Source organism: Amycolatopsis sp. WAC 04197, assembly GCF_003947475.1.
Classification (GTDB): Bacteria; Actinomycetota; Actinomycetes; order Mycobacteriales; family Pseudonocardiaceae; genus Amycolatopsis; species Amycolatopsis japonica.
In genome coordinates, this window is sequence record NZ_QHJK01000010.1 from 335,434 (window position 1) to 357,045 (window position 21,612).

The window sequence follows — 21,612 nt, forward strand, 5'->3', positions numbered from 1 at the left end:
TGGGTCCCTCAAGGAGGCCTTCACGGACAGGGCCTCACCCCTCGCGAGAACCCCGGCCGCGGATCGGCACCAGGGTCCGCGGCTCGAGTGCCGCCAGCACCCGAGCCGCGAACGGTCTGGTGGCCAGCCCGCGCCGCACCTCGCCGACCTCCTGCCACGCCCGCCGGACCGAACCGTCCCCCACCGGGACCCCGGACCACAGCGTCACGTCCAGCACCTTGGCCAGCCGTGCGACCGGCTCGCGGATCCCGTCCCCGGCAAGCGATCCGGCCGATTCGGCGAGATCGCGCGGGGTCATCCCGATCCGGAACGGCACACCGTGCGCGCGCAACCGGTCGCGGATCTCGTCCCACGCGCCGAGCACGCCTTCGGCACCGGACCGGCGACGACGCCGCCGGGCGCGGACGACCTTCGCCGCCGGAACCCCGACGAGCCAAAGGAGTCCGAAAAGGACGATCGCGGCGACGAGCGACGGCCACCACCAGCTCATCCCCGCTTCGGTGCTCTGATCCTCGCCGGATTCCGCGGGCGTGCCCGGTGGAAGCTGGGGCGGCCGCAGTTGCTGTTCGGCGGGCAGCTGCGCCCGCGCACGAGCGACCGCCTTGCTGGGGCCTGCCTGACTCCGCTCCGCCTTGCCCGCCGCGGCGGTCGGGTCGAGTGCTACCCAGCCCGCTCCGGCGACCGCGACTTCGGGCCACGCCAGGACATCGCGGTTGCGGACGACGTGCATCCCGCCGTCGGTCTCGGCCGATCCCCGGAACCCGACGACGAGCCGGGCCGGGATACCGCTCATCCGCGCCAAGACGACGTACGCGGCGGCGAACTGCTCGCTCGTCCCCCGCTTGCTCTCCAGCAGGAAATGCCTCAGCTGCGGCCAGCCGTGCCCGGTCGGCAGCTCCTCCGTGCCCGTCGCGACCTGATAGTTCGTGCTGAGGAAGCGTTCCAGCTGCAAGGCGGACTGGAACGTCGGGCGCAGACCGCGCACGGCGTCCTTCGCCACGTCCTCCACGTCGGGCGGCACCGCGCCGAGCCCGCCGAGCGGCGCCCGCGGGTCGATCTCCCCGGCACCGAGATCGACCTCGGGTGACGACCAGCTGAGCCGGTAGTTGCGTTCCTGGCCGGTCGACGGCGATTCCGTCATCAGGGTGCCCGCGGACTCGTCCACCAACGGCGTCAGACCGTCCACACCGGTCAGATCCTGGTGGCTCGGCAGCCACGGCCCGGAGAGCCCGCGCACCTTCAGTTCCGCGCTGCCACGCACGCCGGGCGCGCCTTCGAGGCCCGCGCCGAGCCGCCGGAGCCGGGAGTCGGACAGCCAGTTCGCCCCGTCGAAACCGTTCAGCACGATCAGGCGCCACTGATCGACCGGGGTGTCCCCGCGGTACCGGAACACCTCCTCGCCCGGCCGGATGAGCCGCTGGGCGATCTCGTCCAGCGGGTTGCCGACCCGGCTCCTCGGCGGTGGCGCGGCCTGGGTGTCCTTGAGCGTCAACGGATCCCGGCCTGCCGGATCGAGCCCGGCGAGCGCGACCGCGCCGGCGACGAGGGCGACCACAGTGGACAGTGCGGGCCAGATCGCCGAGCCGGTCAGCCGCCAGGAGAACCGAGGTCCACCGGGTGCCCGGCTCACCGACCGGACCCGACTGCCCGACCACAGCAGGAGCCCCGCGGGCAGCGCGTAGCCCAGTGCCGCGACCACCGCGAAAACCCCCGTCAACGCCTGATACGCCTGGGCGAGGCAGGCGACGGCCAGGCTGGGCACGAGCGCCACGAGCGGCTTCTTGAGACGCAGCAACAGTTCCAGCCCGAGCACGACGGCGATCAGCACCGAAAGCGGCACGAACAACAGCTGTTCGGGGATCGGCCGCGCGGGCCAGGTGGACTGCAGCGTGAGCCGCCAGCCTTCGGTGAGGCCGCGCGCCAGCCCCTGCAGCGAAGTACCGGTCGGCAGGAAGGCGAGCGTGGTCGAGGTCAGCACCGTCTCGATCAGCCCGAGCAGGCCGAGCAGCGCGACGAACAACGGCCGGTACGGGGTCAGCTTGGGAAATTTCGCGGTCAGCTCGGCGCAGCCGTACGCGACGAGAACGACCACGAGCACCGGGACGAGCAGCGCCGCCCAGCCGAACACGGGCGCGAACAGCAGCCCGGCGATCCCGGTCGCGGCGAGCAACGCGGCGACCGCGATCCGGTCGAATCGGTCGCTCATGACTTACCCACCAAGGAATTCCACTGCGCCGCGGCACCGGCGGCGTCGACCGCGACGATCAGGCCGCGGGAGCCCGCCGACGGCCGGAGATCACCGATCCGGACCACGGTGTCGGGCCGCCAGCGGGCGGCGTGACCGAGATCGGCGTCGGGGCCGGTGATCAGCACCAGCACCCCGCCAGGACGTTCGGCGGCGGCCAATGCCGAGGGCAGCAGCGGCGCGTCGTCCGCGGCGTCCTGGGTGACGAGCGCGAGTTCGTCCAGCAGGGTCCTCGCCGCGCGCACCCCGCTGTCGGTCGGCGTGTCCGCGCCCGCGGAGGTGATGAAACGGCAGTGCTGCCCCGCCGACGCCGACGCGTAGAACAGGGAGGCCGCCACCTCGACGGCTTCTTCGAAAACGGCGGGGCTCATCGACGCGGGCCGCGTGTCGAGCACGGCGGTGAACCGGGGCTGGGCGGGGTCGGCGTATTCGCGCACCATGAGCCGCCCGGTCCTGGCGGTCGCCTTCCAGTGCAGATGCCGGACCTCGTCGCCGACCACGTACTCCCGCACCGCGCGCAGATCCGCCGAACCACGCAGCGGCGGGTCGGTGATCGGGCCTTCGTGGTGGTGGCGCGGATGTCCGGCCTGCGCCGCGCGTACCGCGTGCCGTCGCGGGTGCACCCACAACCACGCGGAACTCCCGACGGTCTGATCGCCGCGCGCGAGATCGAACAGGTCGGGCCGGTGCACGACGAGCGGGCCGACCCGGAGTTTCCCGCGTTTCGTCGTCGGAAGTTCGTAGTGGTACGTCGCTTCCGCGCCGGGCGCGAGCGGGCGGACCCGCAGGCTGTGCGTCTCGCCGCCGATGCCGTCCGCCGCGGCGAAACCGCCGTGCCGCCGCGAATCGGTGTTGCGCACGACGAGCGAGGCCAGCGCGGGTTTCCCGCGTTCGACCCGGTCCGGCTGGACGGTCCGGCCGATCTCCACCTTCGGCCGGAACCTGGTGGTGGCCAGCGCGATCAGCACCGCGCCGGCCGAGATCCCCGCGAAGGCACGGAAAAACGTGTACCCGGCCAGCTCGCCGAGGGCGTAGAACCCGGCGGCGAAGGCCAGCACGATGACGCCGCGGCGGGTGAGCCGCACGCCTACCTCCCCATCGCGGCCATGGGAGCGGCCGTCGCGCCCAGGAGTTCGTCGACGATGTCCGCGGTCCGCCGCTGGTTGAGTTCGGCGTCGGGGGTCAGCACGAGCCGGTGGTCGAGCACCGGATGCGCGACGTCCTTGACGTCGTCCGGGGTGACGAAGTCGCGTCCGAAGGTGGCGGCGAGTCCCTGTGCCGCCCGGATCAGCGCGATGCTGCCGCGCGGGCTCGCGCCGTAGCGGACGTCGGGATGCGATCGGCTCGCCGCGGCCAGCCGGACCGCGTAGTTGACGATCTCCGGTGCCAGATGGGATTTGCGGACCTCGTCGATGACCGACTGGACGTCGGCGATGCCCAGCACCGGCTTCAGCTCGTCCGGCGTGACCCCGGCGCAATCCCCCATCACCACCCGCATCTCGGATTCCAGATCCGGGTAGCCGACCGAAATACGCATGAGGAACCGGTCGAGCTGCGCTTCGGGCAGCCGGTAGGTGCCCTCCAGCTCGATCGGGTTCTGCGTGGCCACCACGAGGAACGGCCTCGGCACCGCCTGGCCGACCGAATCCACGGTGACCCGGCGTTCGGCCATCACCTCCAGCAGCGCGGCCTGTGTCTTGGGCGTGCCCCGGTTGATCTCGTCCGCCAGCACCACGTTGGCGAAGATGCCGCCGGGGTGGAACTGGAAACGTTCGTTGTTCTGGTGGTAGACCATCACGCCGGTGATGTCGCCGGGCAGCAGGTCGGGGGTGAACTGGATCCGGCTCCACCGGCCGCCGATGCTGGCGGCGACGCAGCGCGCGATCGTCGTCTTGCCGACGCCGGGCACGTCCTCCATCAGCAGATGCCCTTCGGCGAACAGCGCCGCCACGGTGAGCCGGACGACCTCCGGTTTCCCGCGTACCACCGATTGCACGTTCTCGGCGATCTGCTCGAAGGCGACCCTGGGTGTGAGCGTCACAGAAGTTCCTTTTCCTTTCGTCGGCGCAGGCCGACCATCGCGATCGGGCCGAGCCAGATCAGCGAGCCACCGGGGGCGCCACCGCCCGCACTGGGCACGCCGGTCCAGCTGTCCTTGCCGGTCCCCCCGGACGTCTTGATGGTGGCGTTCACCGTGATGGCGCCGAAATAGACCACATTGTTGATGTTCAAGCTGGTGGCGCCCGAGCAGGACTTCGAGGCCGACATCGCGCCGTTGAACTCCGCCTGGCAGGTCGCGGGCGCGCCCTTCCCGTTGGCGTTCACCGAAACGATCAGTCCCGTGGTCCCGACGCGGACACCGGAGATGGTGATGGTCGGCGGGTCCGACGGCACCGGCACGGTGACCTTCCGGCTCCCGGCGGCGCCGTTGATCGCCGCTCCCGAGCCGAACTTCGTCACCGCGCGGACCGTGACGGTCGCGGTGCCGGTGACCCCGGTGAACTCCGCGGACGTGGCCGAGACCGTGCGCTGTCCCTTGCCCGTCACGCTCACCAGGTAGTGCACCAGCGTGCCGCCGCGGAGGTCGGGCTGGGTCCAGCTCACCGAAACCTTCCCATCCGCACGGGCGTTCGCGGTGACGACCGGTGCCGTGGCAGGCCTGTTCACGGGTCCCGGGATGACCGCCTTGGCGCTGGCGCCGACCCCGAGGCCCGCCGAGTTCTCCGCGACCACGGTGACCACGTACGGGGTTCCGTTGGTCAGCCCCGAAATCGTGGTTCCCCGTGACGATCCGCCCACCCGGGTCGAACCGCCGGTCCAGGACACCCGGTAGGCGGTGATCCGCGCGCCGTTGTCCGCCGCCGGGCTCCACGAGACCTTGATCGAGCCGTCGCCCGAACTCGCGCTCAGCTTCCTCGGCGCGCCGGGCGGCGTCGCCTTCGCCACCGGCGGGGGCGTCTGCTGGGTGTTCGGCGGCGCCTGCTGTCGCTGGTCCTGCTGGGGCGGGGGCTGGTCGCCGGACGGTTCCGGATCGGCCGACGGCGCGCCGGCGGTCTGGGTGTTGGCCGCCTTGTCGACGTCGACGTCGACCACCGTGCCGTCGTCACCGTTGACGACCAGCACGTGCGAGCCGTCGGAACTGTCGACGTAGATGCGGTTGTCCTCACCCTTGGCGAGCCTCGGCGGCGTGCCCTGGCCAGGCACCTTCGCGGTGGACTTGAGCTTGCCCGCGGCGTCGTAGGTCAGCACCTCGCCGCGGGTCTCGTCGACCATGGCGACGACGTTCGAGGACGAGAGCGGGCCGTTGAACCGGCTTCCCTTGGTGAGCTCGACCGAAATCGGCTTCGCGGAAGGGCGGTCCTGGTCGAGGCCGCTGATGTCGATGAGGTGGAGCTGGTTGCGCTCGGGGTCGGCGATGGCCAGCCGGTCGCCGACGGCGCTGTTGGCGACCTGTGCCGACGGCGAAAGCTTGATACCGAGCGGAAGTCCGTCGCCGAGCCCGTCCGGGCCGACGCGGTGAAGGCTGTCGCCGGTGGTGTCGAGCACGACCGGCCGGTCGCCGACGAGGGTGAGCCCGCCGCCGTGCCCGGGCGGAAGCTGCGCGGGACAGGTCATGACGGCGGCGCCCTTGGGCAGATCGCAGATCGCGCCGCTGTCGACGCGGTGCGCCCACACCGTCCCGTCGGTGGTCGCGACCGGCCGGGACAGTGGCCCCCCTGCGGGCACTGTCGCGGCCGGGTCCCCGAGCCGCACGATCTGCCCGGCGTTGCGGTAGACCAGGTACGGGCCACCCGCGATCTCCATCACGAACGGCGTTTCCGGCGCGGGCGGCGGCGTGGACTCCTCCACGCTCAACGTCGCCTTGTCGAACTCCGTGATGCGGTTCCGCTCGACCACGTAACCGGAGCCGTCGCCCTGCGCGACCTGGCTGCCGTTCGCGCCGGGCACGTCCGCGCGCGCGTCGACGCGGTTCGTCGAGCCGTCGACGTGGAACGCGGACTGGGCGGCGTCGTTGTAGACCCAGTGGCCGACCTGGACGAACTCCAGCCGTTCCGGCGTCGCCGCCTGCCCGGTCACGGCGAGCCCGATCAGCGCCAGGCAGCCCGCGACCACCAGCGCCACGGCCATTCTCGTCCTGGCGACCACGCTGAACCGCTTCGTGCCCCGCTCGTCGGTGTTCACGCGATCAAGCTAGAGAGCGACCATGAAATTTCGATGAAACAGCCTGTCTCGCCGCTCCCGGACGCCGTGTCATCGAAACCTCATGTTCGCCGGGGACGCTGAGCAGACCCGGTTGGAGGAGGCAGGACGATGACCGATCTCGGCGCGGCGAGGACGGACGGGCGGTACCCCGCGGTACCCCCGCCGCTTCCCCGGATCGCCCCGGCCGCACCGCCGGCCCAGGCCATGGCCGATCCGCTCGCCTACGCCGCGCCCGCCGCGCGGGCAGCCGCCCGTGAAGCCGCGCTGGCCGCGCTCACGGCGGCTCGCCAGGCGGAGCAGCGACCGCGCTGGTCCGCGACGGCGCACGTTCCCGCACCCGCGCCCGGTCCGCCGCCGCCGTCGCCTGGCCGAGGACGCCGGCAAGGCCGGCCGGGCGGGATCGGGGTGGCGCAGATCGTCTGCTGGCAGCTCGTCCTCGTCGCGCTGGTCCTGGTGGCGGGACGGCCCTGGCCGCTGGCGGCCGCGGTGGTCACCGCCGCCGTGGTGGTGCTCGCGCTGACCGCCGTGCGGATTCGCGGACGCTGGCTCTACGCCTGGCTCGGTTCGGCGTCGGGCTACCTGGCCCGCGACCGCGACCGGGATCTCCGGCAAGCGGGCGAGGCGGGCCGGGCGCTGCTGGGTCTGCTTTCGCCGGAAGCGACGGGGATCACCGGCGAGATCGGCGACGAGACGGTGTTCATGGTCAGCCGCGCCGACGGGATCACCGCTGTGCTGCAACCGAAATCCGCCGCCCGCGAGCAGCCGATGCCGTCGCCGCCGATGTTGCTGCCGCCGCCGTCCCGCGAGCTGGCACTGGACGTCGCCGCGCAGGTCATCCACCACGTCGGCGCGGACCGTTCCCGGCCGCCACGGGGCTGGGTCGCGCTGCAGGCACTGCGCACCGCCGAAGTCCACCGCGACGCCGACGTGCGGCAGGCGCTCGGGAACACGGTCAGGCGCGTGCGTCGGCAGCTTCGCCGCGACGGCCTGCCGGTGCGGGCGCTCAGCGAAAACGAGGTACTCGGCACGCTCGCGTCGCTGGCGCACGTCACGGCGGGCCGGGCGCGGATCCGCGAAGACTGGCGGTTCTGGCACAGCGGGCCGATCAGCCAGGCGACCTTCCGCCTCGACGGCTGGGACGCCCTTCCGCCGGTGCTCGCGGCGGACCTGTCACGCCGTCTGCTCGCCGCCGCCCCCGGGTCCGCGGTGACCCTGGCCGTGACCGCCCGCCGGAGCGCCGCCGAGACCGAACCCCGCGTCAGCGCCGCGATCCGGGTCGCGGCCGCGGGGGTTCAGGCGGTGGACCACGCGGTGCGGGACCTGGAACTCGCCGCGCGCCGGGGTGGGATCACACTGGAGCGGCTCGACGGCAGGCACGCCAAGGGAGTGGCCGCCACCTTGCCGATCGGAGTCAGTTGAGCACGACGATCGCGGCGGTGAGCGCGGTCGCGTACAGCGTCCAGGCGAGGTACGGCACCAGCAACGCGGCCGAAACCCGGGAAGACCGGCGGAAGTACAGCGCGGTGACGACGATCGCGACGTCGAGCAGGACGATGTCCACCAGTGCCAAACCGTACGCGCTGGCCGCGAAGAACAGCGGCGTCCAAGCGGCGTTCAGGACCAGTTGTCCCGCGTACCAGAGCAAGGCCCGGCGTTCGCCGCCGGATTTCCAGTACAGCCAGCCCGACACCGCGATCGCGAGATACAGGACCGTCCACACCGGACCGAACAGCCAGGCGGGCGGCGCGAACGACGGCAGTTCGAGTCCACTGTAGACAGAACGGGCGTCGGCTGCGGCGAGCCCGCCGACGACCGCCACCACCGCGACCGCCGCCAGGAACGGGAGGAACGCCAGCGGCGCGCGGAGTCTTCCCGGGATCGTCGTCATCGTTCGAGCGTACGGGCGCGGACACGGGCCCGCGCGCTCAAAGTAGTGGCGGCGGAGAGGATACGTACACCGTTCGAGTGGCATCAGTCTCGGCGTGCAACTCCACCGCGGTACTACCCGGTCGTGAGCTCGGCCCGGGCCCGATCCGCGCCGATCAGTAGTCGACATCACATCCGGCTTCGCTGTGAGGGCGGTACCGCGGCGAGCCTCGTGTGACCAGACTCGATGCAGGGGGTGCTGCTCGGAATGGAATCAGGCGACAGACACGAAAACAAGATCACCGGTGACGTTTCCGGAACCTCGGTACAGGTCGGTGCCGTGCACGGCGACTTCTTCCTCCAGCAGGGGGTGAAGCCCGTCGTCCCGCGGCAACTGCTTCCGGTGTCCGCGTCGTTCACCGACCGGGAACGGGAACTCACCACGCTGACGCGGTTGCTCGACGACGATCAACGGCAGGGGCCGGCGCTGGCGGTGATCACCGGGTCCGGCGGAATGGGGAAGACCGCACTCGCGTCACGATGGATCACGAAGCATCTCGACCGCTTTCCCGACGGCCAGCTCTACGTGAACCTGGGGGCCTTCAGCGCAGACGGGCCGACGACTCCCGACGACGTCCTCAGCGGTTTCCTCCGCGCGCTCGGCGTGCCCGCCGGGGAGGTGCCCGCCGAGATCGCCGAGCAGGCGGCCATGTACCGGTCGGTGACCGCCGGGAAGAGGTTCGCCGTCCTCGCCGACGACGCGGATTCGGCCGCACAGGTACGACCGTTGCTGCCCGCTTCACCGGACAGCGTGGTCGTCGTCACCAGCCGATGGCGGCTGGGCGCACTGACCATGGACGGCGCGCGCGTGCTCGTCGTCGACCCGCTCGACGAAGCCGCGGGTTTGAGACTGCTCGAAAGGACCGTCGGCACCCACCGCGTCACGACCGAACCCGAACGCGCCAGGGAACTCGTCGAGCTCTGCGGTGGCATGCCGATCGCCCTCTGTGTGGCGGCCGCTCGGCTTTCGACCCGGCCTCAATGGCCGATCTCCCATCTGGTCGGCGCGCTCTCGGACGAAAAGCGGCGTCTGGAAGCCCTCAGCATCGCCGACGAAGCGAGCGTCCAGGCGAGTTTCGACCTGTCCTTCGAGGAACTGGACGCGGAAACGGCGCGGGTCTACCGGTTGCTCGGCCTCCACCCCGGCCGCGAGTTCGGCGTGGGCCTCGCGGCGGCCGCGATCGACCGCACCGTGCTCGAGACCGAAGGCGCGTTGGACTCTCTCGTCGTCTCCAGTCTGCTGACCGACATCGGGCCGGACCGGTTCCGATTCCACGATCTGGTCAGGGTGCACGCCCGGCAACAGGCGGCAAAGACGGAAGACCGGTCGACCAGAGCCGGCGCGCTGCGGAGGATGCTGAACTGGTACCTCGACAACGTCGCCGAAGCGGATCTCGTCATCATCCCGCACCGGCGTCGGCTCAGCCCCCGCCATGAACACCCGCGCGAGCCATCACGATTCTCCGGCGCTCGAGACGCCTTGGACTGGGTGGAGCGGGAACTCGCGAACGTCGTCGCGACCATGCACACGGCCGTCGAAGAGGGCTGGTGGCAGGAGGTCTGGCAGTTCTGCGAGGGACTGTGGGGTTTCTTCCTCTATCGCAAGCACTACCGCCAATGGGAGAAGACCCACGAATGGGCCGTGACCGCCGCTCGGCGGTGCGCGGATCCCGCCGCGGAAGCGCGTATGCACGTCCAGCTCGGTTATGCCTACCTCAACACCGAGAAATTCGAGGACGCGCGGAGACAGTTCGCGGCCTCGTTGGAGGCCTCGCGCACGATCGAGGACGAGGACGGCGAGGCGACCGCGTGGGAACACCTCGGCATCGTCGCGCAAAGCACCGGTGACCACCGGCACGCGCTGGAACATTTCACCCGGGCCCTGCGGCTCACGGAGAAAACAGGGCAACGACGCGGCACGGTACTGCAGCTGAGGCGGGTCGGAGAGGCCAACGCGGCTTTGGGCCGGACTCAGGAGGCCATCGATCATCTGGAGCGCTCGGCCGCCGAAGCGCTGGCGATCGGCGACATCGTCCTCCACGCGCGGGCGCAGACACGGCTTGGCCAAGCCCATCTCACCCTGGGGCATCACGGCGAAGCCTCCCGGCTGCTGGAAGAAGCGGCGGCCACGTTGAACCGTGCCGGAGCGGACCCGTATCACGCAGAGGCGCTCGAAGTCCTGGCGGAGAGCAGGCTGCGTGAGGGCGAGACTCACGCAGCCCGTGCTCATCTCCGACAGGCGTTGAAGATCTACCGCGCATCGAGGGATCTCAAAGCGCATCGCGTGGAGGCACGGATCGCGGCGATCGCGGACGACACCGAAAGCTCCTCCGGGGCGTCGCCGGAATAGCGGGACCAGCCGTCGATCTCGGGCGCCGCCTCCCCGGCCCGAGGAAGGGTCGCGGCCGGCCGCTGATCCCGGAACCGGATCGACCTCCCGGCGATGACCGCCAGCGCCCCGGGCAACGCGGCGAGAACGTCGCCCGCGTGCCGCCAGGCGTCGTCCGGAGGCGCGGGACAGATGACCAGATCGGCCAGGCACAACCAGGTCTCGGGAGTGCGGTCCGTCCAGGCCACCAGCACGTGGTCCGGAAGGCCCCACTCGTCGGTCCACCGCACCTCGACGAGGGCGCCGTACGCCTGCGCCCTCATGTCCCCGGCGATTCTCGGGTGAGCAGCGGCACCGGTACGACGTGGACCGGACGGTCCGGCTCGGGCATGCCGAGTATCCGGTAGATCTCCTCACGGAGGCGCGCCGCCGCCTCCCCCGGCATCGACGTGATCCGTTTCTCGATGGCCGGAAACCGGCTCCGAACGCCCACGGCGACGAGCTCGTCCACCTGACGCCGCAAGGGCCGCGCGGGATCGAGCACCGGCGCGACCTTCCAGAGCCTGTCCGCGAGGCTTCCCTTCCGGACGTCGAGCACGGAACCGGGATTGAGCAGCACCGGTTTCCCCAGCCCGGCGGCGTACTGCGTGACCGAGCCGTGATCGCCGATCACACAGTCCGAAGCGACCAAGGCGGCGCGCCAGCCCTCCTCGGGCGGCAAGAGCCGGGTTCCCGCTTCGAGCGCGTCGGCGAGCCACGCGCGAACCTGCCGGGACCCGTGCGCCGACCAGGTCAACGGATGCAGCGCCACCATCACCCGGTACTCGGGAGCGGGCAGTGCCGCGGCCAGCCTGGTGATCAGGTCCAGATTCCCGCCGAACAGCGAGTGCGGCGACCAAGTCGAACTGATCATCACCAGTTTCTGATGTGCTTCGACACCGGCCGCGTCCCGGTAGCGCAGTCTCAGCGGCATGCTCGCCCGGATCCGGTCGTAGCAGACGTCGCCGGCGACGACGACCCGTGAAGCCGCCTCGGGAAAGACCCGGCACATCCGCCGGGCGTCGTCCTCGTGTGCGAACACCATCGCCTTCGGGACCACCCTGCCGTCCCGGACGAGCAGATCCCTGGGATGTCCCGTGACCTCCGTGCCCTGAGGACTGACCCGCGACCGGATCCCGCCGGTGCCGTGAGGCAGCACCATCACCGGTGCCTCGATTTCGTCGATGCCCACGTGACTGGACGCGAGGGCCAGATCGAAGCGCATTCGCGAAGCCTGGTGCCATGGCAGGACAAGGCCGCCCGAACGACGCAGATACTCGTCGACGCCGGGCCACCTGTCGGGGCCGTCCGGAGTGGAGAAGGCGATCTGCACCCGAGCGTCCTCCTCCAAGAGGGGCACCACGTCCGCCAGCCGGGTCCCCGCCGTCATATGCGGCACCACCACGAGTACGCGGCGGCACCCCGTTCTGGTCAGCCATCGCTCGGCCGTCCTGCTTCCCGGCACGCGCGCCCAGGAGGTCCCGGTCATCGCCGTCCCCTCCCCGAAACCGACGAAATCCGCAGTCGCTCCGCCATTCCCGCCTCCACTCGTTTCAGTGATTCATCGCCACTGCGGAAAAGCGTGACGGGCCGATCGTTCAGCGCCCTGTTCCGGGAATAACACCTCCCTTTCACCAGATGCCAGAGACATGACAGATGCTTGTCAGCCACCCCGTTGACCTGGCCAGATCCGGTTCCACCTGCGAAACTCGACCTTGGGAGCGCAGTCACTTCGGTGACACCTTGGGAGGGGAGGCCCCGTGGAGCAGCTCATTTCGCTCGGATTTCTCGGCCAGACAATCGTACGGATGCACGGTCATTTGACCGTGCAATGGGGCAGAGCGCAAGAACACGCCGTTCTCGCCGTCCTGCTCGCACAGGCGGGGCGGCGCGTTCCCATCCAAACGCTCGTACAGCAGGCCTGGCCGGAGAACCGGATTCCACGGAATCCCGCCGCGACACTGCATACCTACGCCAACCGGATACGCGCGACCTTGCGGCGCGGCGACACGAACGCAAGACTCGACAACACCGGCGGCGGTTACCAGCTCAGTGTCGACCGTAAAACGATCGACTACTTCCGGCTCAGCGAGCTGATCACTTCCGCGCATCAGGCGGCCCGCGAACACGATCACGAACGAATACGCACCCTTCTCGAAGCCGCGCTGCCCCTGTGGCGCGACATCCCACTCGCCGAAGTGCACACGGAATGGGCGGAAAACTGGCGTAATTCCGTCATATCCGATGAATGGATACCCGCCAACGGTCTGCTGATCGACGCTTACATCGGACTGGAGAAGTACGAACCGGCGCTTCGGCGGCTGAATGATCTCCATCGTGAGCACGGTTTCCTCGTCGGTCTCGCCCGGCGGAGGCTGACCCTCCTGCACAAACTCCAGCGGCACAATGACGCCAACGCGTACTATTTGGAAGCGCGGCGGCAACTCCAGGCCGACGGCGACTACCGGGGCGCCGAAGAACTCCGCCGTTTCCAGGATTCCTTTCCCGAACCCGATCCACCGCCGGTGGCGGACTGGCTTCGCGCGCCACGCCACGAACCGAACGTTCCCCTGCTGTTGCGCCGGCTTCCCCGCGACATCACCGATTTCACCGGCCGAGAGGCGATCCTGACGTCTCTTGACGACCTGACCGGAGCGCGCGAAGGACCTCCGCATCCCGCCGTGATCGCGCTCGTCGGCGCGGCCGGAGTCGGAAAGACGGCGACCGCGCTGAGATGGACCCATCGCACCAGTGCCCGGCATGCCTTGGGCGCCTTCTTCATCGACCTCCATGGCGACGGCACCGCGCCGAGAGTGGAGGCCACCCAGGTCGTCGACGATCTCCTCGACGCCTTGGGCTACGAAATCTCCTCCATCGCGGGTCCCGCCGGGCGGGAGGCCAAACTGCGATCGCTGCTCGCCGACCGCCGGATGCTGATCGTGCTGGACAACGTGGCCGACAGCGCGCACCTGCGCCCGCTTCTCACGGCACTGGCCGACTGCGTCGTCATCGTCACCTCACGCCGTCGCCTCACCGCGCTCTCGGTCCGCGACGCCGTAGGAAATCTCACGCTGTCCCCCTTGCCGCAGAACGATTCGGCGGAGTTCCTGATCCGGCGCATCGGCGCCCGGACAGCCAGGGAACCGGAGGCCGTGGCACAGTTGGCCCGGCTCGGCGACGGGCTCCCGCTCGCTCTCACCCTCATCGCCGAACGCGCCGCCAACCGAGCCGGAACCACGCTGACCACTCTCGTCGGCCAATTGCGGAACCCCGAATTCCTGCTGCACATCGGCGATGACGGCGACGGTGCGGACACCAGCCTCGACTCCGCCTTCTCCCTGACCTACCGGGCGTTGCGTCCGGCGCACGCCCGGGTTTTCCGGCTACTGGGCATCCATCCCGGCGCGGAGATCAGCGTCGAGGCGCTCAGCGCGATGGCCGCCACCAGCCGCTGGGAAACCCAGCGCGCCTTGGACGCCCTCGTTTCTTCACACCTCGTCTTCCAGCCGGGTGACATCGACCGCTACCGGGTCCACGATCTCCTGCACCGGTACGCGGCCGTCCTGGTCAGGAACGACCCCGAATTCGACTCCGCCCGGAACCGCATGCACTCCTTCTATCTGCACAGCGCGAACGCGGCGCAGCGAACCGCCTTCCCCCACCGCCAGGCGCCGCCGATGCCTCCGCTCGAACCGGGCTGCGTTCCGCAGCGCTTCGACGACGTGTCCGAAGCGCTGCGTTGGAGCCTCCTCGAGCGGTCGAACCTGGTGTCCATGGTCCATCACGCCGCGCGGGCGGGCCTGCACGGCTACGCGTGGCGGCTGCCCCATTGCCTCATCGACACGCTGAAGCGCTACGGGCTGTACGAAGACGGCATCAGCACGCTCACCACCGCCATCTCCTCCGCCGCCGAGGACCGGAACATCCAAGCCGAGGCGTCGTCGCTCAACGACCTCGGCGAGATCCACCTGATCACCGGCGCTTACGACCTCGCGGACCGCTACCTCGGCCGGGCGCTCGAACTGGCCCGGCTTCACGGGATCGCGGTGGGGGAAGTGACCGTGATGCTGAACCTGGCGCGCCGTCATCAGTACGCCGGGCGGCTTCCCGAGGCCGTCACCCGCTATCGGGAATGTCTGCGGCTCGCCGAATCCATCGGCGATCAGGAACGGCACGCGGTGGCCGCCCACCGGCTGGGCGACGCGCTCGTCGAACTCGATCTCCACCACCAGGCGCTTCCCCACTATCAGCTCGCCCTGGACCTGCGCCGGAAGGCGAACGACGTGGCAGGCACCGTCGGCTCCCACATCGCGCTGGTGGATCTGTACACGACGCTCGGACAACTGAACGCCGCGGAATCGCACCAGCGCCACGCCCATGAGCTCCTCGATCAGGTGCGAGGTTTGACAGCCGCGACAAGGCTGTACATCGTGATGTCAGAATTAGCCCATGCCCGACATCAGGATCGGGACGCATTACGGCACGTCCAACACGCCATTGAATTGGCCGAACGCGCGAATCATGTCAATGGACGAGCGCGAGCCTATACCGCACTGGGGCGAATACTGGCCGATCGCGGAAACCGCGAGGACGCCCGCTGGGTGTGGCGGGAGGCGGCCGGGCTCTATCGGGATACGGGCCGGGAACGGAAGGCGGTGAAACTCGACCGTCTCGTCACCGAAATCGACGAACCCGAGCCGGTCGTCCCGCTCGCGAGGTCGGGCGACGAGGACACCGTGGCGTTGCCTGCGCCGCCTCGCCTGAACGGACGACGCACGCCCCAAAAGGATGATCATTTGCACTCGTAGCAAGGCGAAGTAACCCGTTCTCCACCAAAGGTGCATGTCGAACGGGTGTTACCCGAATGGTCGAACAACCCTGCGTACGTCCTCGATCTTGCGGCGGAGGAACTTCCTCTCTACGATCCGATCCCAATCGGGTTCAACCCCGCGATTTTCACATTTCCGAGGAGTACGTTGTCCATCCCTGCGATTCTTGCTGCGCTTCCTGACGTCCCTACGCTTTTCGCGGTCATCGCGAGCTGGTGGAACTGCTGACGCACACCCGGTCGCCCGGACTTCGGTCCGGGCACCATCAAGCCCCGCGAAGTACCGGTATCGTGAGGATGGCCCTGCCCGACCGGACCCGACGGGGAGCCATCCGATGCCAGAACCGGTCCTCATTTCTCTCGCCGCCGCCCTCGCCGCTCGTTCCGTGACCGGTTTGTACAAGCTGGTGAAGGAAAAGTTCTCCGGAGACCCGGAAGCGGCGGCGGTACTCGAAGCCGCGGAAGGCGCAGCGGAGGATTCCCCCGAGGTCCGGGCGCTGGCGACGCGTCTGTCCGCCGCCGAGGACGAAGACCCTGGCTTCGCCGAACGACTTCGCCGCGAATGGGACCAGTCCGGCGGCGTGGTGAACGCGATCTCGGGCACGGTTTCAGGGAAGGTCGTCCAGGCCCGCGACGTGCACGGGAACATCTCGCTCTGATTTTCCGGCGCTCAAAACCCGTCGCTTCCCCGCGGGGCACGGCCCTACGATCTTCACGCGATGAACGACGACACCTTCCTTGCCCACGTGGCCGACGGCCTCGCCGCGCTGCCCGCCGTGCACGCAGTCACGCTCGGCGGATCCCGCGCCCAGGACACCCACGGTCTCGGCAGCGACTGGGATTTCGCCGTCTACTACCGCGGCGGCTTCGACCCGGCCGATCTGCGCGCCGTCGGCTGGGACGGCGAAGTCTCCGAAATCGGCGCTTGGGGCGGCGGCGTGTTCAACGGTGGCGCCTGGCTCACGATCGACGGCAGGCAGGTCGACGTCCACTACCGCGACCTGGACTCCGTCGAGCACCATCTCGCCGAAGCACGGCAAGGCCGGTTCCACTGGGAACCGCTGATGTTCCACCTCGCGGGTGTCCCGAGCTACCTGCCCGTCGCGGAACTCGCGGTCAACCGCGTGCTGCGCGGCGACCTGCCGCGACCGGACTACCCGGAAGCATTACGGGAGACGGCTCCGAAGATGTGGCGGGGTCGTGCCGAACTGACGCTGCGCTACACCCGCGGCGCCTTCGTCCCGCGCGGACAGGCCACGGAGGTCGCGGGCGCGCTGGCCACCGCCGCCATGGAGACGGCGCACGCCGTCCTCGCGGCCCGCGGCGAGTGGGTCACCAACGAGAAGCGGCTGCTGCGGCGCGCGGGCCTGCGTGAGATGGACACGATCCTCGCCGGGTTGCGCGCGGATGTCCTCGCGAAGGCGGTGGACGACGCGGAGGCGTTGTTCCGGACGGTCTGAGCGTTGTGGCGCGGGTCACGGAATGACCGGCGATCTTCAGCGCTACAGAGAGATGAGACCAGTTCCGTACCGAGGGAGAGACATGTCCGCCACCGCCACGCCGGAAGAGACCGCTCTGGCCGTCCCCGCGCTCGACGATTTCGACTTCCCGCTCACCGACGGCGCCGCCTGCCGCATCGACGACCCGGACTGCGAAGCCTGCCAGTAGCGGACTGGCCGTGACGGCCCGGCTTGGTCCCTGAAGTACATGAAGGCCCCCTTCCTTGCGCCTGGCGCAAGGAAGGGGGCCTTCATGTACTTGGGCAGGTGTTCACGCGCCGCCGTGGTGGTTGCTGCTGCAGGTGGCGATCTCTGAAGGTAGTGAAGGCCTCCTTCACTACCTTCAGGGTAGGCAAGGAGGCCTTCACGGACCCGACCCCTGATCAGCTACAGCCAAATCCAGTAGGCACTTAAGGCACTCGCCCTAACCCGAAACGCCACTCACGACCACCCGGACGGCGGGGGCGAAGGCTCCTTTTGTCGCATCACACGCGGCGAAGGGAGCCTTCGGCCCACGCACCTCGGACGCGTGGGCGAACTACCCCGTCCGGCCGTCGACGGCCGCCACGATGAGCGCGGCGCACCGCTTGACCGGCAGCCCCCGTTCCCGCGCCATCGCGGCGAGCGCCGCACGGGCGGCCTCCCCACGCAGTCCTTGCGCGGCAAGCACTTCCAGCGCCAGACCGATGACGTCGGCCGTCGGCGGGGAATCGGATCGGACCAGCATCGGAAGACCTCCGGCTCGCTCGAGGGACGGCCGCGGATACCCGCTCCGCACCGGTTTCACACCCACGTCACCGCGAAGATTGGCGATCCCGCCGGTCGTCGACGGCCTCCCGCCGGACCTGCTCGGTGTGCATGCCGATCTCCCCGAGCCGTTCGGCGAATCCGTTGTGCTCGCGCGGCAGACGGGCGCGCAGGTCGGCCATCGGCGCGAGGAGGCCGGTGACGTCGTCCTCGCCGAGCACGGCGCTCAGCCTGTCCGCGCTTTCCCTGGCCTCGGCGTCCAGCCCGGGCAGCGCGCCGGCCTGACCGGCGAGTTGCCGCAGGATCGCCGAATTGCGGCGAGCCCACTCCGCGACCGCGCGGTCACCGGCGCGCCGGTCCCGTTCCGCGTCGACCCGCGCCTCGCCCGTCCTCTCGCCACTGACGGACGGCCGCAACCGCAGGAACCGCCGTTCCGCGGCCTGACGGCTCGCGACCCCCAAGGCCGGGGCGAGCGCGGTCCAGCTGGTCCCGCCCGCGCGTGCCGCCGCGATCAGCTCCGGTTCCCACGCTGCCAGTTGTTCGCGTACGTCCCTCAGCGCCGTCAAAGCCGCCAACAGCCGCTCCGGGTCCGAGACGCCGGAGCGGGCCTCTACCACCACATCGCGCACCGCACGCACGGTCCGGGCGGGGTCTTCGTTCATCTTTGTCATCCCATCGACGACTCGGTGGTTGTCATCGTTTCGATGACATGTTAGAACAGTGGTGCGTGTTGACACCAGAGACAACGAACCCAGGAGGTGGAACCCGATGTTGATGCGCACCGACCCGTTCCGCGAGTTCGACCGGCTGACCCAGCAGATGTTCGGCGCCGCGACCCCGGGGACCTGGTCCAAGCCGGCCACCATGCCGATGGACGCCTACCGCGACGGCGACGAGTTCGTCGTCTGCTTCGACCTGCCCGGCGTGGCCGCGGACGCCATCGAGCTGGACGTCGAACGCAACGTCCTGACGGTCAAGGCGGAGCGCCGGCCCACGCCCGGCAAGGACGTGCAGATGCAGGTTTCCGAGCGCCCGCTCGGCGTCTTCTCGCGCCAGCTGTTCCTCGGCGACGCCCTCGACACCGACCACATCGCGGCCGGATACGAAGCAGGCGTGCTGACCCTGCGCATCCCCATCGCCGAGAAGGCCAAGCCGCGGCGCATCGAAATCTCCGGCGCCACGACCGACCGCAAGGAGATCCAGGCCTGAGTGTCCCGTTCGGTGCGGGGCCGCCGGGTCCCGCACCGGACGAGACCGGGGAAGAAAGGAAAATCCTCGTTGCTCACCATGCCTGTCCGCCACCCGCACACCCGGGACGCCGTGTGGGGCTATCTCGGCGAGGTCACCGACGTGCTCGGCATCGGCCTCGAGTCCTGCACCGTGGACATCGACGACCCGGTCTCGGCGTATGTCGCGCTCGACGAGCGGCTCGCCACCCATCCGGAGCGCGATGTCGCCCTGCTGTGGGACGAGGTCCACGGCTGGGCCGTGGCGATCGAGACCCATTCCGGCGAGGACCTCATCGTCCTCCGCTACCTGGGCGGGAAGTCCGCCACGCCGCGGCCCGCCGAGGTCGCGCGCTTCGTCAAGGCCGTCCGCGAGGACGACCATCGCGTCGGGCAGCTCACCCCGCCGGATTTCCGCGCCGTGCCCGCCGCGTGAGGGCGGCTCGCGTCGGGTACCTCCGAAGGGCGTCGACCCGGAAGGAGTGAGCCGTGATCGGCCTGCTGTACCCGACGCGGGACTGCGGCGAGGACGATTTCCTCGCGTGCGCGCGAAAACTGGATCCGGGCCTCACCGTGGACTTCGCCTACGTCCCGTGGGGCGAGAACATCGGCCGGGTCGACGACCTCGATCCGGCCGAAAAGCACGAAGCCGTCCGCGAACTCGGTGCGCCGGAGAGACTCGCGGCCGCCGCGCGGTTCGGCACGGCGCCGGACGTCGTCAGCTGGGCCTGCTCCAGCTGCAGTTTCACGCGCGGCCTCGCCGGCGCGCGTGAACAGGCGAGCGTGCTCAGCGAGCGGCTCGGCGTTCCCGCGCGCAGTACTTCCTTGGCCTACCTCACCGCGCTGGCCCACCTCGGGACCAAGCGGGTGGCGCTCGCGTCCGTCTATCACCGCGACACGACCGCGACTTTCGTCGATTTCCTTGCCGAGGCTGGAATCGAGACCGTTCATTCGGTCTCCGCCGACGCGCCTTCGGACCGCGCCCTCGCCAACTGGGATCGCCGCCGGATCACCGAACTGGCGACCGCGGCCGACCAGGAAGACGCCGAAGCCGTCCTGATCCCCGAAACCGCGTTGCACACGACACCCCTGCTCGAAGACCTCGAAACGACCCTCGGCAAGCCCGTGCTGACGGCCACCGCGGTCACCCTTTGGGACGCACTGCACGCACTGGGCACCCCGCCGGTCCGGCAGGGCCTCGGGACGTTGTTCAGCCGCTGAGACTGCCGCGCAGATCCTGCAGGATCTTCGCGAGCAGGCGGGAAACGTGCATCTGCGAGATTCCGATCCGTTCGGCGATCTGGGATTGGGTCATCCCGTCGAAGAACCGCATCGTGACGATCGCCCGCTCCCGCTCCGGCAGCCGCTGGAGCAGCGGGACCACGGTGTGCCGGTCCTCGATGTGCTCGAACCGGGAATCCAGTTCCCCCATCACGTCGGACAGGGGAAGCGAGCCCTCGCCGTCGTTGACCGACCGATCGAGAGAAGAGGTCTGGTAGCTGTTCGCGGCGAGCAGGCCGTCACGGACGGTGTCGACGTCCACGTCGAGATGCCCGGCGAGCTCGGACGGGGTCGGCGCGCGACCGAGGGTCTGGGTCAGTTCCGTGGTCGCCCGCGTGAGCCGGGTGCGCAGTTCCTGCATCCCGCGCGGGACGTGCACCGCCCAGCCGGTGTCGCGGAAGAACCGCCGCACCTCGCCCATCACCGTGGGCACCGCGTACGCCAGGAACTCCCCGCCCTGCGCGGGGTCGAACCGGTCGACGGCCTTCATCAGGCCGATCCGCGCCACCTGGATCAGGTCTTCCCTCGGCTGGCCGCGTCCGCTGAACCGGACGGCGATGTGCTCGGCGATCGGCAGCAGTTCGAGGATCAGCCGCTCCCGCAGGCGCCGCCGGTCCGGGTGACCGTCGGGCAGCGCGGCCAGTTCGTCGAACCAGGGGCGGCAATGCGAGTAGTCGTCCTTCCGCCGTGTCCGGCGCTCCCGGGGAGCGGGCGGCATGGGCTCCTGTGAGACGGTCCGGTCGACGTCTTCCATGAGGAGCGGGGCGCTCATCGAAGTTAACCTCCGTCCCTTGTGGACTGACATACGTCCGTACGTGCGTTGTCGAGCTGATACCCGGGATGTGGGCGGGGCAAACATCCGCCGCCGGGCCTGGCCGCGCTGACCTGGACGGGTGATCTTCCGATTCACCGGCGCGCGAAAGGGGTATCCGCAGGTCACGACGAAGGAGGAGCCGTGCCTGAACAGAGCTGGAGCGACAAACGCGAACGTCAGTACGAGCACATCAAGTCGTCGCAGAAGAAACGCGGCGCGAGCACCGGCCGCGCGGAGGAGATCGCGGCGCGAACGGTCAACAAGAACCGCGCGCAATCAGGTGAATCGAAAACGGCGAGCAAGAGCTCGACCAAGGACACCTCCCCGCAGAAGCGCGGCGGGCAACGGTCCGGCAACCGGAAGGGTCCCGGCGGGCCGACCAAGGACCAGCTCTACAACGAGGCCAAGAAGCGCAACATCAAAGGCCGTTCCAGTATGACCAAGAAGGAACTGCAGAACGCCCTCGGCCGCTGAT

The 21,612-nt window shown here is 69.7% G+C and carries 20 protein-coding genes; 10 read left to right on the forward strand and 10 right to left on the reverse strand.

Annotated elements, in window-relative coordinates; genetic code table 11:
- Positions 1-34: 34 nt before the first annotated feature.
- The 4 genes from DMC64_RS34060 to DMC64_RS34075 are packed head-to-tail and all read right to left on the reverse strand — an operon-like array spanning position 35 to position 6,427.
- Complete coding sequence (locus DMC64_RS34060; RefSeq protein WP_125736820.1) at positions 35-2,206, reverse strand: transglutaminaseTgpA domain-containing protein; 2,172 nt, start codon at positions 2,204-2,206, stop codon at positions 35-37.
- On the reverse strand, positions 2,203-3,330 hold the full coding sequence (locus DMC64_RS34065) for a DUF58 domain-containing protein (protein ID WP_125736821.1): 1,128 nt from the start codon (positions 3,328-3,330) through the stop codon (positions 2,203-2,205). The genes DMC64_RS34060 and DMC64_RS34065 overlap by 4 nt, the downstream gene beginning before the upstream one ends.
- A 2-nt stretch (positions 3,331-3,332) precedes the next feature.
- Positions 3,333-4,286, reverse strand: a complete 954-nt coding sequence (locus tag DMC64_RS34070) for a MoxR family ATPase (RefSeq protein WP_016336476.1) — start codon at positions 4,284-4,286, stop codon at positions 3,333-3,335.
- Positions 4,283-6,427: a fibronectin type III domain-containing protein gene (locus DMC64_RS34075; protein ID WP_125736822.1), complete on the reverse strand. Its 2,145-nt coding sequence runs from the start codon at positions 6,425-6,427 to the stop codon at positions 4,283-4,285. The genes DMC64_RS34070 and DMC64_RS34075 overlap by 4 nt, the downstream gene beginning before the upstream one ends.
- 129 nt (positions 6,428-6,556) lie before the next feature.
- Between DMC64_RS34075 and DMC64_RS34080 the strand changes: the two genes are divergently transcribed.
- Positions 6,557-7,867 carry a type VII secretion protein EccE gene (locus DMC64_RS34080; protein WP_233629906.1) on the forward strand — a complete coding sequence of 437 codons (1,311 nt, stop codon included), beginning with the start codon at positions 6,557-6,559 and terminating at the stop codon, positions 7,865-7,867.
- Here DMC64_RS34080 and DMC64_RS34085 read toward each other — a convergent pair.
- Positions 7,860-8,336: a TspO/MBR family protein gene (locus tag DMC64_RS34085; RefSeq protein ID WP_125736823.1), complete on the reverse strand. Its 477-nt coding sequence runs from the start codon at positions 8,334-8,336 to the stop codon at positions 7,860-7,862. The two genes, DMC64_RS34080 and DMC64_RS34085, sit on opposite strands and share 8 nt — an antisense overlap.
- Before the next feature lie 246 nt (positions 8,337-8,582).
- Between DMC64_RS34085 and DMC64_RS34090 the strand changes: the two genes are divergently transcribed.
- Positions 8,583-10,724, forward strand: coding sequence for a tetratricopeptide repeat protein (locus tag DMC64_RS34090; RefSeq protein WP_233629907.1), 2,142 nt, complete (start codon positions 8,583-8,585; stop codon positions 10,722-10,724).
- Here DMC64_RS34090 and DMC64_RS34095 read toward each other — a convergent pair.
- Both DMC64_RS34095 and DMC64_RS34100 read right to left on the reverse strand, forming a co-directional pair.
- On the reverse strand, positions 10,625-11,026 hold the full coding sequence (locus DMC64_RS34095; RefSeq protein ID WP_125736824.1) for a hypothetical protein: 402 nt from the start codon (positions 11,024-11,026) through the stop codon (positions 10,625-10,627). The two genes, DMC64_RS34090 and DMC64_RS34095, sit on opposite strands and share 100 nt — an antisense overlap.
- Positions 11,023-12,231, reverse strand: coding sequence for a hypothetical protein (locus tag DMC64_RS34100; protein ID WP_125736825.1), 1,209 nt, complete (start codon positions 12,229-12,231; stop codon positions 11,023-11,025). The genes DMC64_RS34095 and DMC64_RS34100 overlap by 4 nt, the downstream gene beginning before the upstream one ends.
- Before the next feature lie 319 nt (positions 12,232-12,550).
- Between DMC64_RS34100 and DMC64_RS34105 the strand changes: the two genes are divergently transcribed.
- From DMC64_RS34105 to DMC64_RS43565, 4 genes are all read left to right on the forward strand, one after another.
- Positions 12,551-15,550 (forward strand): tetratricopeptide repeat protein, encoded by a 3,000-nt coding sequence (locus DMC64_RS34105; protein ID WP_125736826.1) that lies wholly within the window; start codon positions 12,551-12,553, stop codon positions 15,548-15,550.
- A gap of 355 nt (positions 15,551-15,905) precedes the next feature.
- Positions 15,906-16,229, forward strand: a complete 324-nt coding sequence (locus DMC64_RS34110; protein ID WP_125736827.1) for a hypothetical protein — start codon at positions 15,906-15,908, stop codon at positions 16,227-16,229.
- Between the two features lie 60 nt (positions 16,230-16,289).
- Positions 16,290-17,030, forward strand: a complete 741-nt coding sequence (locus tag DMC64_RS34115) for a nucleotidyltransferase domain-containing protein (RefSeq protein WP_125736828.1) — start codon at positions 16,290-16,292, stop codon at positions 17,028-17,030.
- An 82-nt stretch (positions 17,031-17,112) separates the two neighbouring features.
- Positions 17,113-17,238, forward strand: a complete 126-nt coding sequence (locus DMC64_RS43565) for a hypothetical protein (RefSeq protein ID WP_007031507.1) — start codon at positions 17,113-17,115, stop codon at positions 17,236-17,238.
- 369 nt (positions 17,239-17,607) lie between these two features.
- On the opposite strand, the gene DMC64_RS34120 is transcribed toward DMC64_RS43565, so the two are convergent.
- On the reverse strand, positions 17,608-17,796 hold the full coding sequence (locus DMC64_RS34120) for a hypothetical protein (RefSeq protein WP_125736829.1): 189 nt from the start codon (positions 17,794-17,796) through the stop codon (positions 17,608-17,610).
- Between the two features lie 67 nt (positions 17,797-17,863).
- On the reverse strand, positions 17,864-18,478 hold the full coding sequence (locus DMC64_RS34125) for a hypothetical protein (protein ID WP_037342017.1): 615 nt from the start codon (positions 18,476-18,478) through the stop codon (positions 17,864-17,866).
- A gap of 106 nt (positions 18,479-18,584) precedes the next feature.
- Here DMC64_RS34125 and DMC64_RS34130 point away from each other — a divergent pair, with 106 nt between their 5' ends.
- The 3 genes from DMC64_RS34130 (at position 18,585) to DMC64_RS34140 (ending at position 20,263) form a co-directional block, all read left to right on the forward strand.
- Entirely contained in the window at positions 18,585-19,025 is a 441-nt protein-coding gene (locus DMC64_RS34130) for an Hsp20/alpha crystallin family protein (RefSeq protein WP_125736830.1), read from the forward strand.
- Between the two features lie 78 nt (positions 19,026-19,103).
- Entirely contained in the window at positions 19,104-19,478 is a 375-nt protein-coding gene (locus DMC64_RS34135) for a DUF6292 family protein (RefSeq protein ID WP_037342012.1), read from the forward strand.
- A gap of 53 nt (positions 19,479-19,531) precedes the next feature.
- Positions 19,532-20,263 (forward strand): decarboxylase, encoded by a 732-nt coding sequence (locus tag DMC64_RS34140; protein WP_125736831.1) that lies wholly within the window; start codon positions 19,532-19,534, stop codon positions 20,261-20,263.
- Here the strand turns inward: DMC64_RS34140 and DMC64_RS34145 are convergent.
- Positions 20,253-21,041, reverse strand: a complete 789-nt coding sequence (locus DMC64_RS34145; RefSeq protein ID WP_037342582.1) for a SigB/SigF/SigG family RNA polymerase sigma factor — start codon at positions 21,039-21,041, stop codon at positions 20,253-20,255. The two genes, DMC64_RS34140 and DMC64_RS34145, sit on opposite strands and share 11 nt — an antisense overlap.
- 237 nt (positions 21,042-21,278) lie before the next feature.
- Between DMC64_RS34145 and DMC64_RS34150 the strand changes: the two genes are divergently transcribed.
- Positions 21,279-21,611 carry a hypothetical protein gene (locus tag DMC64_RS34150; protein WP_037342007.1) on the forward strand — a complete coding sequence of 111 codons (333 nt, stop codon included), beginning with the start codon at positions 21,279-21,281 and terminating at the stop codon, positions 21,609-21,611.
- Position 21,612: the final 1 nt, after the last annotated feature.